16 protein-coding genes and 1 pseudogene are annotated in these 16,766 nt (G+C 61.3%); 9 read left to right on the top strand and 8 right to left on the bottom strand.

The features are described from left to right. Positions 1 to 199: 199 nt before the first annotated feature. From LA04_RS19375 to LA04_RS19360, 4 genes are read left to right on the top strand one after another with little or no spacing between them, the layout of a single operon-like run. Positions 200 to 2,038 (top strand): DUF2264 domain-containing protein, encoded by a 1,839-nt coding sequence (locus tag LA04_RS19375; RefSeq protein ID WP_047652818.1) that lies wholly within the window; start codon positions 200 to 202, stop codon positions 2,036 to 2,038. Beyond that, positions 2,035 to 3,315, top strand: a complete 1,281-nt coding sequence (locus tag LA04_RS19370; RefSeq protein ID WP_047652817.1) for an oligosaccharide MFS transporter — start codon at positions 2,035 to 2,037, stop codon at positions 3,313 to 3,315. The genes LA04_RS19375 and LA04_RS19370 overlap by 4 nt, the downstream gene beginning before the upstream one ends. A 13-nt stretch (positions 3,316 to 3,328) precedes the next feature. Next, complete coding sequence (locus LA04_RS19365; RefSeq protein ID WP_047652816.1) at positions 3,329 to 4,519, top strand: glycoside hydrolase family 88 protein; 1,191 nt, start codon at positions 3,329 to 3,331, stop codon at positions 4,517 to 4,519. Between the two features lie 22 nt (positions 4,520 to 4,541). Further along, positions 4,542 to 5,114 (top strand): DJ-1/PfpI family protein, encoded by a 573-nt coding sequence (locus tag LA04_RS19360; RefSeq protein WP_047652815.1) that lies wholly within the window; start codon positions 4,542 to 4,544, stop codon positions 5,112 to 5,114. A gap of 63 nt (positions 5,115 to 5,177) precedes the next feature. On the opposite strand, the gene LA04_RS19355 is transcribed toward LA04_RS19360, so the two are convergent. From LA04_RS19355 to hpxO, 3 genes are read right to left on the bottom strand one after another with little or no spacing between them, the layout of a single operon-like run. Then, complete coding sequence (locus LA04_RS19355; RefSeq protein WP_047652849.1) at positions 5,178 to 6,113, bottom strand: PDR/VanB family oxidoreductase; 936 nt, start codon at positions 6,111 to 6,113, stop codon at positions 5,178 to 5,180. 11 nt (positions 6,114 to 6,124) lie between these two features. Further along, positions 6,125 to 7,159 (bottom strand): molybdenum cofactor-independent xanthine hydroxylase subunit HpxD, encoded by a 1,035-nt coding sequence (gene hpxD, locus LA04_RS19350; RefSeq protein ID WP_047652814.1) that lies wholly within the window; start codon positions 7,157 to 7,159, stop codon positions 6,125 to 6,127. Between the two features lie 17 nt (positions 7,160 to 7,176). Continuing rightward, a complete protein-coding gene (gene hpxO, locus LA04_RS19345; protein ID WP_047652813.1) occupies positions 7,177 to 8,331 on the bottom strand; it encodes an FAD-dependent urate hydroxylase HpxO in 1,155 nt (384 codons plus the stop codon). Positions 8,332 to 8,570: 239 nt separating this feature from the next. On the opposite strand from hpxO, the gene uraD reads away from it, so the two are divergent. Then, positions 8,571 to 9,071 (top strand): 2-oxo-4-hydroxy-4-carboxy-5-ureidoimidazoline decarboxylase, encoded by a 501-nt coding sequence (gene uraD, locus LA04_RS19340; RefSeq protein WP_047652812.1) that lies wholly within the window; start codon positions 8,571 to 8,573, stop codon positions 9,069 to 9,071. Next, complete coding sequence (gene uraH, locus LA04_RS19335; RefSeq protein WP_047652811.1) at positions 9,068 to 9,391, top strand: hydroxyisourate hydrolase; 324 nt, start codon at positions 9,068 to 9,070, stop codon at positions 9,389 to 9,391. The genes uraD and uraH overlap by 4 nt, the downstream gene beginning before the upstream one ends. Here the strand turns inward: uraH and guaD are convergent. Together guaD and LA04_RS19325 are read right to left on the bottom strand one after the other, a co-directional pair. Next, positions 9,371 to 10,687 carry a guanine deaminase gene (guaD, locus tag LA04_RS19330; RefSeq protein ID WP_047652810.1) on the bottom strand — a complete coding sequence of 439 codons (1,317 nt, stop codon included), beginning with the start codon at positions 10,685 to 10,687 and terminating at the stop codon, positions 9,371 to 9,373. The two genes, uraH and guaD, sit on opposite strands and share 21 nt — an antisense overlap. 103 nt (positions 10,688 to 10,790) lie before the next feature. Continuing rightward, a complete protein-coding gene (locus LA04_RS19325; RefSeq protein ID WP_047652809.1) occupies positions 10,791 to 12,287 on the bottom strand; it encodes an NCS1 family nucleobase:cation symporter-1 in 1,497 nt (498 codons plus the stop codon). 144 nt (positions 12,288 to 12,431) lie between these two features. Between LA04_RS19325 and LA04_RS19320 the strand changes: the two genes are divergently transcribed. The 3 genes and pseudogenes from LA04_RS19320 to puuE all read left to right on the top strand — a co-directional run bounded on the left by LA04_RS19320 (position 12,432) and on the right by puuE (position 14,837). Further along, a complete protein-coding gene (locus tag LA04_RS19320; RefSeq protein WP_047652808.1) occupies positions 12,432 to 13,148 on the top strand; it encodes a GntR family transcriptional regulator in 717 nt (238 codons plus the stop codon). Further along, positions 13,148 to 14,020, top strand: a pseudogene (gene hpxA, locus LA04_RS19315) (allantoin racemase). Before LA04_RS19320 ends, hpxA begins: the two are co-directional and overlap by 1 nt. Further along, entirely contained in the window at positions 13,938 to 14,837 is a 900-nt protein-coding gene (gene puuE / locus LA04_RS19310; RefSeq protein ID WP_235211350.1) for an allantoinase PuuE, read from the top strand. Before hpxA ends, puuE begins: the two are co-directional and overlap by 83 nt. A gap of 42 nt (positions 14,838 to 14,879) precedes the next feature. Here puuE and hpxZ read toward each other — a convergent pair whose 3' ends face one another. The 3 genes from hpxZ to hpxX all read right to left on the bottom strand — a co-directional run. Then, positions 14,880 to 15,266, bottom strand: coding sequence for an oxalurate catabolism protein HpxZ (hpxZ, locus tag LA04_RS19305; RefSeq protein ID WP_047652805.1), 387 nt, complete (start codon positions 15,264 to 15,266; stop codon positions 14,880 to 14,882). After that, on the bottom strand, positions 15,263 to 16,660 hold the full coding sequence (locus LA04_RS19300) for an AtzE family amidohydrolase (protein WP_047652804.1): 1,398 nt from the start codon (positions 16,658 to 16,660) through the stop codon (positions 15,263 to 15,265). Before LA04_RS19300 ends, hpxZ begins: the two co-directional genes overlap by 4 nt. Continuing rightward, positions 16,657 to 16,766 (bottom strand): oxalurate catabolism protein HpxX (gene hpxX / locus LA04_RS19295; RefSeq protein WP_047652803.1); only part of this gene is annotated, 110 nt, incomplete at its 5' end. The genes LA04_RS19300 and hpxX, both read right to left, overlap by 4 nt.

Genomic DNA, 16,766 nt, shown 5'->3' with positions numbered 1-16,766 from the left:
TTAAGCCATCATTTGTAATTTATCCCCCTCGCGGCCGACAAAATCCAGTGAAAATGAAATGGCGGTTTAATTTTGTGAGTCTGCTCACTCAGCGCCAGGAATAAAAGCAGTTACTCTTCATTCAGACGTCGCACTCGTGGCTTTAAAAAGCCTAATAACAATAGCTTATCTCTACCCTCGTGTAATGCGGGAGGACCCTGTGCAACCTGAAAATATTCATCTGGATAATCCACTGACAAGCCGGGAAGAGGTGCTACGGCTGGTCAACGACATGCTGAACGCGGTGACGCCTTATTTTAAAAAAGACGCCAGCCGCATTGATTTAGCGAACTTTACCGCTCACTACGGTCAGCAGGTGGCGAGCATGGAAACGTTTTCCCGCCTGCTGTGGGGCGTGACGCCGCTGTTGGCTGGCGGCAGCGAGCCGCAGCACTTCTCATTCTATTTACAGGCGATAAAAAACGGCACCGATCCGCAGCATGCCGATTACTGGGGCGACGTCGGGTCTTACGATCAGCGAATCGTCGAGATGGCGGCCTACGGGCTGCTGCTGGCGCTGGCGGGTGAAACCGTACTGGCACACTTCACTGAGACGGAGAAAGAGCATTTATGGCGCTGGCTAAAGCAGTGCGAGACCCAGGAAATCCCCGATAACAACTGGCACTTCTTCCCGATTCTGGTGCAGGTCGGCTTCCATTATTGCGGCATGCCGACCAACCCGCAGGCGCTGGAAGATCATTTTGCTGCCATGGAGCACTACTATCTCGGCGATGGCTGGTACGCCGATGGTCCGGGACGGCCGCGCGACTATTACATCTCGATGGGGTTCCATTTCTATGGCCTGATTTACGCGAAGCTCATGGCCGGGGTCGATCCACAGCGCTGTGCTACGCTGAGTGACCGGGCCGCGCGTTTCTCCTCTGACTTCATCCATTTCTTTGCCGAAAACGGCGCGGCGATCCCGTTTGGCCGTAGCCTGACCTACCGCTTTGCCGAGGCGGCGTTCTGGAGTGCGGCGGCCTTCGCCGGGCTGGAAGTCTTTTCGCCCGGCGTGATGAAGGGCATCGTCCTGCGCCATCTGCGCTGGTGGCTGAAGCAGCCGATATTCGACCGCGACGGCATACTGAGCGTCGGTTACAGCTATCCGAACCTGGCGATGGCGGAAGACTACAACGCGCCGGGGTCGCCGTACTGGGGCCTGAAGACCCTGCTGGTGCTGGCATTAGATGAGGGCGATGCCTTCTGGCAGGCGGCTGAGCTGCCGCTGCCGCCGTTGCCCGCGCAGCACACGATAGCCCACGCGGATCAGGTGGTGGTACATCAGGCCGACCACCTGTGGATGCTGACGTCCGGCCAGCTGGAGCTGAACAACTTCGTGAACACCGAAGCGAAATACTGCAAATTTGCCTATTCCACCCGCTTTGGCTTTTCCATCGAACGCGGCCGCTACGGCCTGAACCATGCCGCGCCCGATTCGATGCTGCTGCTGGCCGAAAAGGATAACTACTGGCGTGGCCGCCGCGAGTGCCAGCACGTGGTCACCGCTGACGGCACTATTTACAGCCGCTGGCTGCCGTGGCGCGACGTGGTGATTGATAGCTGGCTGCTGGCGCTGGGCGACTGGCAGCTGCGCGTTCATCGTATCAATACCCGGCGCGCGCTGGACTGCGCGGAAGGCGGCTTTAGCCTGGCAAACCGCCCGCAGCCGCAGGTCCACGAGAGCGACAGCGCCTGCTGGTTACGCAATGCCCGGGATGTCTCAGCCATTTTCTGTTTACATCCGCACGCTCGCCGCGGCGAGACGGTGGTGACGCCGCCAAACAGTAATCTGCTGTTCGCCGAGCGCGCAGCGGTGCCAGTGCTGCGCGGCGAGCTCGACCCCGGTAAGCATGTGTTAATCAGCGCGGTATGGGCAGGAAATGCCGCCGACTTCGATCCGCAACGCTGCCCGCAGGCCTTCATTAGCGATGACGCGGTACGCTTCGTGACGGCACGACAGGAAACGACGCTCGTTCAGGCTCCGGAGGCATCGCTATGAGCACATCATCGTCCGTACGCGTCGCGCAGTACAAAATGAGTACCTTTATTTTCCTTTACTTCTTCACGTGGTCATCCAGCTTTGGCCTGTACGCCCTGTGGCTGAGCCAGAAAGTGGGCCTCGATAGCGTCACCATCGGCAGCGTGTTCGCTATTAATGGCGTCTTCGCGGTGGTCCTGAAGCCGGTGTACGGCTACATCATGGACAAAATCGGCATGAGCAAGTGGCTGCTCTATTTTGTCTGCGCCATTTCTGCGCTGATGGCGCCGTTTTTTGCGCTGGTGTACCAGCCGCTGCTGCAAAGCCATGCGATGGCGGGGATTATCATCGGCGCGCTGTATCTGAGCCTGGGCTGGTACGCCGGCGTGGCGGCGTCTGAATCTTACGCCGACCGCTTTAGCCGCCTGTACGGACTGGAGTTTGGCCGCATCAGAATGTGGGGTTCACTGGGCTGGGCGATGGCGGCGTCGGTCTCCGGGCTGTTGTTTAACGTCACCCCACTGGCAAACTTTCTCCTCAGCAGCGGTACCTCGATACTGATGCTGCTGGTGCTGATTAGCCTCAAAATCGGGGATGAACAGCTGAGCAATAACAGCGTCATTTCCGCTAATAAGATCGTCTTCGCCGATGTGCTGATGCTCCTGAAAAACCGCAAATTCTGGATGTTCAGCCTCTATGTCGCCGGGGTGGCGTGGATGATGTTTATCGCCGAACAGCAGTTCCCCCGCTACTTCGTCTCGTTCTTCGCCACCAAAGAGCAGGGGAATGCCTGGTACGGCTACCTGAGTACCGTCCAGTCGGGGATGGAGTTCGTGATGATGATGTTTATCCCGTGGCTGGTGAACCACTACGGCGCTAAGCGCGGCCTGCTGTTCTGCGGCTGCGTGGTCGGGGCACGGTTGATAGCCTCCGGGCTGACCAGTGACCCGATTGTTATCTCCATCATCAAACCGTTTTATGGCGTCGAGATCGCGCTGCTGCTCATCTCGGTCTTCAAATACATCGCCGAACATTTCCATCGTCGGGTTAACGCCACGATGTACCTGCTGGGCTACCAGGCGATGATTTACGTGGGTTCGATTGTGGTCGCCCCACCTGCCGGCTATCTGTACGACAGGATAGGCTTTGAGCATACCTATCTGCTGATGGGCAGCTGCGCCCTGGTATTTACGCTGATTTCCGCCTTTACGCTGTCGCGCTGCCAGTCGAAGCGCGATGACTCACGATCCTTTGCTCCGGCTTTAGATACCGCCCCGGTTGAACCGGCCAAACATTAATTCAGGAGTTGTTATGACCAAATCTGTTATCACCGAAGCGCTGCGGCCGATCGAACTGCATCAGGTCGATCGCCTGGCGCTGAGCCAGAAGCTGGAAGCGGCGTTAACCCGCATCACGCGCAAGCTCGACAAAAATATTGTCGCCTTCGGCGATAAGTTCCCCGGTGAGGCCTGTGAGAAGGGCGTCTGGCCGCGCACCGATAACGTGGAATGGACCACCAGCTTTTGGCCTGGCCAGCTGTGGCTGGCGTGGGAGATGACCGGCAAAGCGCATTATCGTGAAGCCGCCGAACGCTATTTACCGTCGTTCGCCCGGCGTATTGAGCAGCGCATCGACACCGCAACGCACGATCTCGGGTTCCTCTATTCGCTCTCCTGCATCAGCGCCTGGCGCCTCACCGGCAACGAAGCCGCTCGCCAGTCGGCGCTGCTGGCAGCCGAGCGCCTGATGGAGCGTTTTAACCCGACGGCCAACATTATTCAGGCGTGGGGTGATTTAAACGACCCGGAGCAGCAGGGGCGAATGATCATCGACTGCAATATGAACCTGCCGCTGCTGTACTGGGCCAGCGAACAGACCGGGGATCCGCGCTATGCGCAGGCGGCGACGGCTCATGCAGGACAGGCCGCGCACTATATCGTGCGTGAAGATGCCTCGACTTATCACACTTACTATATGGATGTGCAGACGGGTGAGCCGCGCTTTGGCAACACCCATCAGGGCTACAGCGATACCTCGTGCTGGTCGCGCGGCCAGGCATGGGGCATTTACGGCTTCCTGCTCAGCTATCAGCACACCGGCGATAAGCAGATGGTGGAGCTGTCACGCAGCCTGGCGCACTACTTCCTCAACCGTCTGCCGGAAGATGATGTTTGCCACTGGGATCTGGCCCTGCTCGGTACCGACGCTGTGCGCGACAGTTCAGCGGCGGCGATTGCCGCCTGTGGCCTGCTGGAGCTGGTCAAGGCGCTGCCGACGCTCGACGCAAACCGTGCGTATTATGAAGAGATGGCGCTGCGTATTGCGCTGTCGCTGACCGATAACTACCTTGCTCACGACGACGATCCTACCGAAGGGCTGCTGCAGCACTCGGTTTATCATATGGGCAGCGGTAAGGGCGTCGATCAGTGCTGTAGCTGGGGAGACTATTTCTATCTTGAACTGCTGGCGCGGCTGCGACAGATCTGGCACCCGTACTGGTAACCCTTAAGCAATGGAGAGCAAAATGAAAAGCGTAGCCGTGCTATTAGCCCCTGGTTTTGAAGAAGGGGAAGCGATTGTCACTATCGATATCCTGCGCCGCCTGAATATTACGGTGCAGACGATTGCCTGCGGCGAGAGTCGCGAAGTGGTGAGCTATCACGCCATCCCTGTGGCGGCGGACAGTACTCTGCAGGCCAGTTTCGATCGGACTTTTGACGCCGTGGTGTTACCGGGCGGCCCGCAAGGCAGCGTAAACCTGGCGAAAAGCGCGGAGGTCATTGCCTTCGTCCGCCGCCACGATGAAGCGGGCAAATATATCTGCCCGATTTGCTCCGCAGCCGCCCGCGTGCTGGGCGGCAATGGACTGCTGAAGGGACGTCGCTATGTCTGCTCCGGCGATCTGTGGAAAACAGTCAGCGATGGCATCTACGTCGATGCCGACGTGGTGGAAGACGGCAATCTGCTGAGCGGCCGTGGGCTGGGTAAAGTATTTGATTTCGCCTTTACCCTGGCGGCGCGATTGCAGGGCGATGACGCGTTGGCGCGCGAGCAGGCCAGCCATATTGATTATGCGTGGCAGCCGGGAGGCGTCTGATAACAAAGCCTTACTGACATATCTGAAAAACCTCCGGCTGTGCCGGAGGATATTTATGGCGTTTTACAGCCCGATCACCAGCTCCCCGGAATGGCTCCGCGAACAGCAGAGCGCCACCTGCTGGTCTGCCGCGCTTTTTTCTGCGTCCGACTGCACGCTATCACGATGATCCGCCACGCCGTCAATCACCGGCGTCAGGCACGCCCCGCAGATCCCCATTTCGCATGACAGCGGCACGTCCACGCCGTTTTCCTGTAATACCTGAGCGATGGTCTTATCCGCGGGCACCGGCCAGCGCTCCCCGGTGGAGGCGAGTTTGACCGTAAAGATCTCGCCCGCGTCACCGCCTGCGGCAGGCGCTGCGGGCTGGAACGCCTCGCTGTGAAGATGGGCGTCATCCCATCCCTTCGCCGTGGCGACCTCACGCACTTTTTCCATAAACCCTGCCGGGCCGCAGCTCCAGGCTTGAAGGCCTGCCTCAGCCGCCGGGAGATGCTCTGCCAGCGCCGAGCGCGGGCTGATGGTATGAATGTGGCACTCACCGAACCGGGAGAGTTCGCGCGCAAACGCCGCGCTTTCGCGGTTTCTGACGTAATAGTGCAGCGTAAACGGCGTTCCGGCCGCCTTCAGCTGCAGGGCCATCGCATACAGCGGCGTAATGCCAATGCCCGCCGCCAGCAGCAACACCCGCTCAGCCTGATGCAGCGGAAACAGGTTTCGCGGGGCCGATATGGCCAGCTTCTGCCCGGGGCGCAGCGTCTCGTGAACGTAGCGCGATCCGCCGCGCGATGCGGTTTCCCGCCCCACGCAGATAAGATAGCTCTCGTCCTCGCATGCTCCGGTCAGGGAATACTGGCGCACCGCGCCGCAGGGCAGGTGGACATCAACGTGCGCGCCGGGCTGCCACGCCGGCAGCGCGGTACCGTCTTCCGCCACCAGCCTGACGGCGAGGCTTTTGTCGCCCTCGCGCCACAGTCCGTCAACAATTACGCTCAGCATATCGGCCTCCGTCATACGAGGAAAAATTCGCCAAAGCCCATCTTCTTCAGTCCCCGACGGTAGGCAATTGAGCTTTTATCGGCGGGAATATGGGCTTCCAGGGTGAGGTCCAGCGGCAGACTTTCCGGACGCTGGGTTTCGACCATCAGGCGATCCTCTTCAAAAATGCGCAGATTGAAGGCATGTACATCCTCCACCGGAATATGCAGGTCAAAGTTACGCGCAATCGGCGCGAACATGCGGGTTACCCGTGACGAGACGGGCGATGCGGCGTTCATAATGACCAGCCTCGATTCTCCCGGAAAATGAATCGTCAGGGTGGCGGTAAACGGCAGGTGCATTTCAAAATGGCGCAACCACTGAAACCCTTCCGGCGCCTGCACGTCCGAACTGGCGGGATAGTTGCTCACGGAACTCCAGTAATCCGCCACGAAGCCGAACGGCGTCTCCTGCGGCTGATAGGCGGGCACAAGCTGATTATTGGGATCGGCAAAGGTATCGGTGTGGATCCACGCAAAGTGCGCCACGTCCAGAAACCCCTCTACCTGACGACCGGCAAAGCCGTTCACCTCAAACGCCGGGCAGTTGATCTGCTGAAACCCGTCGTCATCCCAGTGCGGCATGGTGGGCAGCGGCACAGGATTGTCCGGGTCAAACGCCAGGCAGGTCCAGATCAGGCCGAAGCGCTCCTCCACGGCGTAGTTAATCAGGTTCAGCTTCGCCGGAACGGGCTGGTCGGGGCTGGACGGAATACGGTTGCAGCGCCCGTCTTCTCCAAAGCGTAAGCCGTGGTAAGGACAGATAATCCCGTGCTCGTCGTGAAAGCCGAGCGTCAGCGGCACGCCGCGGTGCGGGCAGACGTCACGGGCGACCACGACCTGGTCGTGGATCCGGTAAATCACCAGCTGTTCGTCCAGCAGGGTCGCCTTGACCGGCGCCGGGCCGACGTCGCAGGCGCGCGCAACGGGATGCCAGCATTTCGCGAGGCGCAGCCAGTCCTCTGGCTCAAACGTGCAGTGGGCGGGTGGAGTCGGTTCTCTTTTCATGGTTATCCCTCTTACGTTCAGCCCAACGGGCCGCCCTGAATGGTCTCGCACAGGCCGTTTATGATGCGCTCTCCGGTCTCCTCTTTGAGCTCCTGATACCAGGCCTGCGTCAACGCCATGTCTTTCCCGTGGGTGACGTCGCAGCGCTTACGCGCCTTCAGCACCAGGTCGCGTACCCGGTCGCAGCGCAGCGCCTCGTACTGCCGCAGCGCCAGCGTAATGCTGTGGTTTTCGCGCAGGCATTCACCCAGCACCACGGCGTCTTCCATCGCCGCACAGCCGCCCTGGCCGATATCCGGCGTGGTGCTGTGCGCGGCATCGCCGAGCAGCGCGACGTTGCCTCGCACCAGGCTGTCGAACGGTTCGATATCGTGGATTTCAATGCGGTTGGTCGTTTCCGGATCCAGCGCCGCGATAAGCTTCTGCACCGGCGGCGCCCAGCCGCGGAAGTAGCCCGTGAGATCGGCGCGCAGGGTGGTGCGATCTTCCGCCAGGCCTGCGGGCAGCGGCACGTCAAAAAAGAAGTAGAAGCGTCCGCCGGAGACGGGCATCAGCGACACGCGTTTGCCTTCGCCAACGAAGGTGGTCCACTGGTGCGCCGGGGCGATCTCTTCGTCAATCTTCACCAGCCCGTTCCAGTTCACGTACCCGGCGTAGCGGCGCTCCGGGGTATACCCCAGCACGTAAGGGCGAACCGCCGAGTGGCTGCCGTCGGCGGCAATCAGAAAATCCCCGGCTGCCGTGGTGCCGTCGGTGAAGGTCACGCTTACGCCCGCGTCGTCTTCGCTTACGCGTTCGACGCGTTTGCCGAACTGCACCTTGTCGCGCCCCCAGAAGTCCAGCATTTCGCGCTGAAGCTCAGCGCGCGAGACGGGGCAGGGACGCCCGCCGGTACGCTCAACCAGCGGGGCAAGGCTAAAGCGGGTCAGGGTATCGCCGCGCCGGTAATCCTTGTAGGCCATAAAACGCATCGGACCGCCGTAGGTCTCGATGATGTCGCCCATGCCGAGGTGCTGCATGCATTTCACGCCGTTCGGCCAGATGGAGATGGCCGCCCCGACGGGCCTGATCTCTTTGACGGCTTCAAACACGGTACAGTCGATGCCCGCTTTCTTCAGCGCGACGGCGGCGCTCAGGCCGCCAATACCCGCACCAATGACGATTGCTCTCATGCTTCTCTCCTTTTGCAGGGTGTAATGACATTCAGCAATTTGCGTACCAGGCTGCAGAGTGGCGAAAACGGCGTTGTGAGAGAGATGTTTGCACTGCTAAGGTGCGTAAACGCGGTGAGCATGCCTTTTTTTGAATCAAAAATTTCCAGTTGAGCTATACGGAATCGACTGTTTCACGCCTGCGGTCAGTGTGGCGTGGTTTGTGCAATAGCCCGGAGGAAGACAATAAAGGAGATATTATGATCGCACTGCACGACTTCAATCATCTTCCCCACGAAAAGGCGTTAGCGCTGATTCTCCCCTGCGTGGCGCTCCCCGGCTGGGCCGATGCGCTGGCGCTGGGGCGGCCCTACGCCAGCCGGGACGAATTGTTCAGTACGGCAAACGCGCTGACGCAAAACTGGGACGAAGCGGCGCTGGCGCAGGCCCTGAGCGCCCATCCGCGCATCGGGGAAAAACCTGCAGGTTCACAGGCGGAGGCGGCGCTGTCGCGCCAGGAGCAGGGTGCGGTGAACGATCGCGATGCTGCCCTTGCCCGGGCGCTGCGCGAAGGCAATGCCCGCTACGAGGCCCGCTTCGGACGCGTGTTTCTGATCCGCGCGAAGGGCCGCAGCGGCGAGGAGATTTTACAGGCGCTGCACGCGCGGCTGGAGAACAGCGACGCGCAGGAAATCCATGCCGCGCTGGAACAGCTGCGGGAAATTACGCTGCTACGGCTGGAAGGAGTTATTAGCGAATGAGCACACTTAGCACCCATATTCTCGATATTTCGACGGGCAAACCCGCAGAGGGCGTGACGGTGCATCTCGAACGGGAGGGCGAAATCATGGCGACGGGCGTGACCAACGTAAATGGTCGCATCACCGAATTTGTCCCATTCCTGCCAAAAGGACGCTATCGGCTGGTGGCGGAGATCGGCGAATGGTTTAGCGAAACCGGTCGCGACACGCTATACCCCTGCGCGCAAATTGATTTTGTGACGGGAGAAACGGCAGACGAGCATTTCCACCTGCCGTTTGTGATTGCGCCCGGCGGGTGGTCAACCTACCGGGGAAGTTGACCACACCCGCTCGCCGTTGACCCAGGTCTCGCTGATGTTGCGCTCGTCGCCGAGGGTCATCAGCACAAAAAGCTGCTCGTAGATATCCTTGCAGCGGCGATTGCGCAGGCGCTGCAGCGGCGTCACGTCAGGGTCGATCACCACGAAATCCGCCTCTTTACCGGGTGCGAAGTTGCCAATCTTATCGTCGAGCCGGAGGGCGTGCGCGCCGCCCAGCGTGGCGTGGTAAAAGGCCTCGCTGGCGCGCAGGCGGTAGCTCTGAAGCTGGCCGACCTTGTAGGCTTCCCCCAGGGTGCGCAGCATGCTGAAGGTGGTACCCGCGCCGACGTCGGTGCCGATGCCCATTCGCACCCTGTGCTGCCAGCAGGCGGGCAGGCGAAACAGCCCGCTGCCGAGAAACAGGTTAGAGGTAGGGCAAAACGCCACCGCCGAACCGGTGTCATGCAGGCACTGCCACTCGCTGTGGTGAAGATGAATCGCGTGGGCAAATACGCTGCGCTCGCCGGTCAGGCCGTAGTGGTGATACACGTCCAGATAGCGCTCGTGCTCCGGCCAGAGGTCGCTCACCCAGGCCACTTCGTTGGGGTTTTCGCTCAGGTGGGTCTGCATCCAGGTATCCGGAAACTCCTCTCTGAGCAGGCTGACCGCCGCAAGCAGCTCGGGGGATGACGTCGGGGCAAAGCGCGGGGTAATGGCGTAGCCAAGGCGTCCCCGATGGTGCCAGCGCTGGATCAGCTCCCGCGTCTGCCGGTAGCTCTGCTTCGCGTCTTCGCTCAGGTAGTCCGGCGTGTGTCTGTCCATCATCACCTTTCCGGCGATAAGGCGCATGTTCAGGCGCAGGGCTTCGGTAAACAGCGCCTCGACCGATTCCGGATGCAGCGTACAAAACACCAGCGCGGTGGTGGTGCCGTTGCTCACCAGCTGGCTAATGAAAAATTCGGCGATCTCTTTCGCGTAGGTTTCATCGGAAAACTGGCTCTCCACCGGGAAGGTGTAGGTGGTCAGCCACTCCAGCAGCTGCTCGCCAAAGGCCCCGATCATCTCCGTTTGCGGATAATGGACGTGGGTATCGACAAAACCGGGCAGCAGCAGCCTGCCGCGCAGGTCGGTGTAGCCCTTGTGGGGGTCGAGATACTGCTCGCCCTCCTGCCACGGCATCTGCGCCAGAATTTTTCCGTTCTGTATAAACAGCACCCCGTCGTCAAGATAGCGCGCGTGTTGGGCAATCGCGTCTGCGCTGTCGCAGACCTGGGCAATATCAAAAAATGCGCCGCGGATTGCTGTCTGATAATCCATCATGGTTCCTGCCTTAGTGTATGCGTAGCGGGGTGATAAGGCGCAGCAAGAACGGTGCCAGAATGAACGGGCCGCAGATAGGCTGCGGCCGGAGGAGGAGGGGTTACTCTTTTTGCGTTGCCACGCGGGAGGTGAACGACGTCGAGCCCGCCGTCTCGCGATCTTCCCGCGCCAGCCAGCGGTAGGTCACGCCGCCAAGGAAGACGCCGATGAACCAGCTGAAGTTCGCCACCTCATGCAGGGCCGGGATGAAGCTAATCACCAGGCCCACGGCAACGGACGGGATCAGCGCGCCGATGGCTTTCGGGTTGAAGCCGTTGCGGTACCAGTATTTGCCCTTTGGCGTGTCGTCGAACAGATCGTCAACCGACACCTTGCCGCGCTTAATCAGGTAGAAGTCGGCAATCAGAATGCCGAACAGCGGGCCGATAAACGCCCCGAGCACGTCGAGAGTGTAGTGGATAAGCTCCGGCGAGTTGAACAGGTTCCACGGGGTTAACAGAATAGAGCCGACGGCGGCAATCATTCCCCCGGTGCGGAAGCTGATTTTCTGCGGCGAGCAGTTAGAGAAATCAAACGCCGGGGAGACGAAGTTCGCGACGATGTTGATCCCGATGGTAGCGGTGATCATCGTCAGCAGGCCAATCGCCACGGCCAGATCGTTGCCCACGCGGCTGACGGTTTCGATCGGGTCGGTGATCATGCGGCCAAACAGCGACTGGGTGCCGGAGACAATCACCACGGTGACGATGGAGAACAGCAGGAAGTTAAACGGCAGCCCCCAGCGGTTGCCGCGGCGGATCTCGCCCATGCTTTTGCCGTAGCGGGAGAAATCGCCAAAGTTGAGCAGCGGGCCGGAGAAGTAAGATACCACCAGCGCGGTCGCGGTAATCATCTGCCAGGTCTGCTCGCCCGCGCTCAGGGATTTGCTGGCGAGGGTGAAGGAGATCCCGTCAAAGCCGGTCTTGTATACAATCCAGCCTGCAAGGGCCAGCATCACCACGTAGACCGCCGGACCGGCGATATCAATAAAGCGCTTGATGGCGCTCATGCCGTGCCAGAAAACCATCGCCTGCAGTACCCACATAATGGCAAAGCAGATCCAGCCGAGATGCGACAGGCCCAGGAATGCGCCGGTAGTGAGCGAAGAGAGCGACGGCCAGAACTTCAGCGCCACCAGCATCAGGGCGTTGGCGGCCAGATAGGTCTGAATGCCGTACCACGCGAAGGCAATCAGCCCGCGGATCACCGCCGGAATATTGGCTCCAAACACGCCAAACGCCTGACGGCTGATCACCGCGTAGGGCACGCCCGCCATCTGGCTCGGTTTGGCCACCAGGTTGGCGCACAGCTGCACGATGCAAATCCCCACCAGCAGGCAGAGCAGCACCTGCCAGCTTGCCAGCCCGAGCGTAAAGAAGCTCGCGGCGACAACATAACCCCCCATGCTGTGTACGTCCGACATCCAGAACGAAAAGATGTTGTACCAGCTCCAGTTCTGGTCACGCGTCGGTGCCAGATCCTCATTGCAAAGACGTGGGCTGTAAACCGCACCGGAATCAGCGGCCGTACCCTGCTGCGCGTTTTGACTGTTTGGCATGAAACCTGCTCCTGTGAATGAAAACCCGTTGAGTGGGAGTGCAAACGGTGTTGCAGGATCCAGGCCAAAATAATAAATCTTGTATGCAATATTTTATTTTTATGTATACGATTCGATAACGAAGAGTAAAAGACGGAGTGGTGAATGAACAACATAAACGCCCTGCAGACCGCGCCAGACCTGCATGACAAAGACGAATCGATCTTTCAGGCGCTGATGACCGCGATTGTCGAACATCAGCTGCTGCCGGGGAGCAAACTGCCGGAGGAGGCGCTGGCCGAGGTGTTTGGGGTAAGCCGCACGGGCATCCGCAAGGTGCTTCAACGACTCGCCGCTGTGCAAATGGTCACCTTAACGCCCAAGCGTGGTGCACACGTTGCCAGCCCGACGGTGGAAGAGGCGCAGCACATCTTTCGCACCCGCGCCCTGCTGGAGGTCGCCAACCTGCCGGACGTGCTGGCCCGCTGCCAGCCGCCGCACCTTGCCGCGCTGGACGCCATCATTCGCCAGGAGCAGCAGGCGCACGAGGCCTACGACGGCCCGGCGGCAATTCGCCACTCCGCCAATTTCCACATTCAGCTGCAGGCCATCTCCGGCAACCAGGTGCTGACGGAGATGGTGACCGGCCTGAGCCAGCGCTCCTCGCTGGTGATTGCCACCTGGGGCGCGCCGTGGCGTCAGGGGTGCCGCTGCAACGATCACGAACAGCTGGTGGATCTGCTGCGCCAGAAGGCGCTCCAGCCGCTAAGTGATGCCTTAATGCACCATTTTGAACATATCGTCGCCAGCCTCTGCTTCGAGCGGGCGGGCGAGTGCCTGCCTGATTTTGCCCGGCTGTTTGCCGGCCACAAGGAGTCGTAATGTCTGTCTGTATACAAGTGATCAACCCCAACACCAGCCTCGCCATGACGGAAACCATCGGCGCGGCGGCCCGCGCGGTGGCGGCGCCGGGGACGGAGATCCTCGCGGTCTGCCCGAGCGCGGGCGTGCCGTCTATAGAAGGCCACTTTGATGAAGCCATCGCCGCCGTCGGCGTCCTCGAACAAATCAAAAAAGGCAGAGAGCAGGGCGTGGACGGTCACGTGATTGCCTGCTTTGGCGATCCGGGCCTGCTGGCGGCGCGCGAGCTGGCGCAGGGGCCGGTGGTCGGCATCGCCGAAGCCGCCATGCATATGGCGACGCTGGTGGCGACGCGCTTTTCGGTGGTGACCACGCTGCCGCGCACGCTGATTATTGCCCGCCATCTGCTGCACCAGTATGGCTTTCACGATCGCTGCGCGGCGCTGCACGCTATCGATCTCCCGGTGCTGGCGCTGGAGGACGGCAGCGGTCTGGCGCAGGAGAAGGTGCGCGCGCGCTGTATACAGGCGCTGAAAGAGGACGGCTGCGGCGCCATCGTGCTGGGCTGCGGCGGCATGGCGACCCTGGCGCAGGAGCTGACCCTCGAGCTGCGCGTGCCGGTCATCGACGGCGTCAGCGCGGCGGTGAAGATGGTGGAATCGCTGGTGGCGCTGGGGCTGTCGACCAGTAAGCACGGGGATCTGGCGTTCCCCGAGAAAAAAGCGTTAAGCGGACATTTTCAGGCACTGAATCCATTTTAATTTTTTGGGGGTGGCAATGGGGCTTTTTGAACAGGATTACCCGCGGGATCTGCGCGGCTACGCGGGCAACCCGCCGCACGCGCGGTGGCCGAATCAGGCGCGCGTCGCCGTGCAGTTTGTGCTCAATTATGAGGAAGGGGCGGAAAACCACGTTCTGCACGGCGATGCCGGATCCGAGCAGTTCCTGTCGGACATTATCGGCGCGGCCAGCTACCCGGATAAACACATGTCGATGGACTCCCTCTACGAATACGGCAGCCGCGCCGGGTTCTGGCGGATCCACAATGAATTTCAAAAGCGCGGCCTGCCGCTGACGGTGTTTGGCGTGGCGATGGCGCTGGCGCGTCACCCGGAGATCGTCGAGGCAATCAAGGGAGCGGATTACGACGTAGTCAGCCACGGCTGGCGCTGGATCCACTACCAGAGCATGGATATCAGCCAGGAGCGCGAACACCTGCACAAGGCGGTGCACGTGTTGACCGACCTGTTCGGCAAGCCGCCGACGGGCTGGTACACCGGGCGCGACAGCCCCAACACCCGCCAGCTGGTGGTGGAGCACGGCGGCTTCGACTACGACAGCGACTACTACGGCGATGACTTGCCCTTCTGGACGGAAGTGGCCTGCAGCGACGGCTCCCGCAAGCCGCACCTGATCGTGCCGTATACGCTGGATGCGAACGACATGCGCTTCGCCACCGCGCAGGGGTTTAACACCGCCGAGCAGTTTTACACCTATCTGAAGGACAGTTTTGACGTGCTGTACGAAGAGGGGGAAAGCGCGCCGAAGATGATGTCCATCGGCATGCACTGCCGCCTGCTGGGGCGGCCGGGGCGTTTTCGCGCGCTGCAGCGTTTCCTGGATTACGTGCAGCAGCACGAGCGGGTGTGGGTCTGTACCCGCCAGCAGATTGCCGACCACTGGCGGGAGGTGCATCCGTTTCAGAAATAACTGAGCCGTGTTTTGCCGGGTGGCGGCTGCGCCTTACCCGGCCTACGACATCAAACTCACCTGCGCCGCCACGATCCGCCACCCGTAGGCAAACCGCACCCACGTCTGCTGCTGGCGGCCAATGCGTTCCGTCCCCTCACGAGTAAACTCGGTGCTGCATACGGCATAATCCTCCCCGAAGGTGGTAATCACGGTGTGACGCAGCGTCCGCTGCAGCCCGGAGGCGGGGCGCGCTGCGCGGAAGGCGCGGATTTCATCAATCCCATACAGGTTTTCACCCGCCCCCAGACGCACCGTATTTTTGTCGTGCCAGAACAGCTCGTCCAGCACCGCAACGTTGTTGCTCACCAGCGCGTCTTCATAGCGGTAAAACGCAGCGGTTACCTCGGCAACCACCCACGGGAGGTTAATGTCATCATGATTCATCATGCGGCCACCTCCGCCGGACGCGCCTCGGCGATCCCACTCTCTTCCAGCACGCGCGCGACGCGCAGGCAGGCCTGCTCGTTAAACGGCGCGGCAATCAGCTGCAGGCCAATCGGCGCACCCTGCGCGGTGCGCAGCGGAACGGTGGTCACGGGCAGGCCCAGAAATGATATCGGCTGGGTCAGCATCCCCATGCTGGCGCGGATGGGGAGCGGCTGACCGTTAATCTCCATGGTCTGCTCACCCGCGAGCGTCGCGCTACGCGGCGTTGCCGGGGCGATCAGCACGTCGGCCTGCGCGAACAGGGTTTTAAACGCCTGCCGGGCGTGCGCGCGAAACCGCTGGGCCTGAATGTACCAGGCGGAGGGGATCATCGCGCCCGCCAGGAGGCGTTCCCGGGAATGCGGCTCAAAACGCTCGGGCTCGCGGCGAAGCGCGGGCAGGTACTGATTTCCCCCTTCGGAGGCGCTGATGATAAACGCCGCGGAACGCGCCAGCTCTGCGTCCGGGAACTGCAGCTCATCCTGCACGTCGAGCGCCTTCGCCACCCGCGCCAGGGCGTCTCTGGCATCCGCGTCGCACCAGGTGGTGAAGTAGCCGCCGAGCACTGCGCAGCGCAGGCCGTCAAGCCCGCGGTCGAGCAGGGGACGCGTTTGCTCGCGGGAGCTCTCTGCCTGGAAAGCGTCGCTGCTGTCCCGGCCCTGCAGCGCGTCGTACACGGACGCCAGATCGCACACGCGGCGGGCGAAAGGACCGATATGATCCAGGCTCGCGACAAACGGATGGCTGCCGGATCGCGACAGGCGGCCAAAGGTGGGCTTCAGGCCGTAGATGCCGCACAGGGAGGCCGGAACGCGAATCGAGCCGTTGGTGTCGGTGCCGAGCGAAAAGTGCACCAGCCCGGCGGCCACGGCGGCCGCTGAACCGCCGGACGACCCGCCCGCAATGCGTGTCAGATCGTGCGGGTTACGCGTCGTGCCGTAGTGGCTGTTTTCGGTGGTAAAACCGTAGGCGTAGGCGTCCATATTCACCATCCCGGTCAGCAGCCCGCCCGCGCTGCGCAGCTGGCGCACCGCGAAGCTGTCAGCGGCCGCGGCAGGGCGCTGGCTGAACAGCTCTGCCCCGGCGAGGGTGGTGTGGCCGGCAACGTCGAACAGATTTTTTACCGCGTAGGGCACGCCCGCCAGCGGCGGCAGGGGGCGCTTTTCGCGGCGCAGGGTATCGATGCTCTCGGCTTCGGCGAGCATGCGTGCTTCCGTCACGGCGGTCCAGGCATTGATCTGCGGGTTAACGCGCGCAATTGCCTCCAGCGTCTGGCGGGCTATCTCCTGGGCACTCAGCTCGCCCGCGCCCAGCGCATGCTGGATCGCGCTGATACTCATCTCGTGTAGCCTCATGCTTTGTACACTCCTGCGATCTCCAGACGGTCGTCGAGCGGCAGCTCCATCAGAGGGGCGGCCATGCTTGCAATGCGGCTGAACTGCACCTGTAGCTCGGCGCGGC

The organism is Enterobacter sp. UCD-UG_FMILLET, from assembly GCF_000762975.1.
In the GTDB taxonomy this organism is placed as follows: Bacteria; Pseudomonadota; Gammaproteobacteria; order Enterobacterales; family Enterobacteriaceae; genus Enterobacter; species Enterobacter dykesii.
This window is presented reverse-complemented; position numbering and strand designations above follow the sequence as displayed.

Excerpts from the sequence above, each read along its gene's own strand:
- LA04_RS19370 (WP_047652817.1), top strand. The coding sequence starts at position 2,035 with ATGAGCACATCATCGTCCGTACGCGTCGCGCAGTACAAAATGAGTACC.
- LA04_RS19365 (WP_047652816.1), top strand. The coding sequence starts at position 3,329 with ATGACCAAATCTGTTATCACCGAAGCGCTGCGGCCGATCGAACTGCAT.
- LA04_RS19360 (WP_047652815.1), top strand. The coding sequence starts at position 4,542 with ATGAAAAGCGTAGCCGTGCTATTAGCCCCTGGTTTTGAAGAAGGGGAA.
- LA04_RS19355 (WP_047652849.1), bottom strand. The coding sequence starts at position 6,113 with ATGCTGAGCGTAATTGTTGACGGACTGTGGCGCGAGGGCGACAAAAGC.
- hpxD (WP_047652814.1), bottom strand. The coding sequence starts at position 7,159 with ATGAAAAGAGAACCGACTCCACCCGCCCACTGCACGTTTGAGCCAGAG.
- hpxO (WP_047652813.1), bottom strand. The coding sequence starts at position 8,331 with ATGAGAGCAATCGTCATTGGTGCGGGTATTGGCGGCCTGAGCGCCGCC.
- uraD (WP_047652812.1), top strand. The coding sequence starts at position 8,571 with ATGATCGCACTGCACGACTTCAATCATCTTCCCCACGAAAAGGCGTTA.
- uraH (WP_047652811.1), top strand. The coding sequence starts at position 9,068 with ATGAGCACACTTAGCACCCATATTCTCGATATTTCGACGGGCAAACCC.
- guaD (WP_047652810.1), bottom strand. The coding sequence starts at position 10,687 with ATGGATTATCAGACAGCAATCCGCGGCGCATTTTTTGATATTGCCCAG.
- LA04_RS19325 (WP_047652809.1), bottom strand. The coding sequence starts at position 12,287 with ATGCCAAACAGTCAAAACGCGCAGCAGGGTACGGCCGCTGATTCCGGT.
- LA04_RS19320 (WP_047652808.1), top strand. The coding sequence starts at position 12,432 with ATGAACAACATAAACGCCCTGCAGACCGCGCCAGACCTGCATGACAAA.
- hpxZ (WP_047652805.1), bottom strand. The coding sequence starts at position 15,266 with ATGATGAATCATGATGACATTAACCTCCCGTGGGTGGTTGCCGAGGTA.
- LA04_RS19300 (WP_047652804.1), bottom strand. The coding sequence starts at position 16,660 with ATGAGGCTACACGAGATGAGTATCAGCGCGATCCAGCATGCGCTGGGC.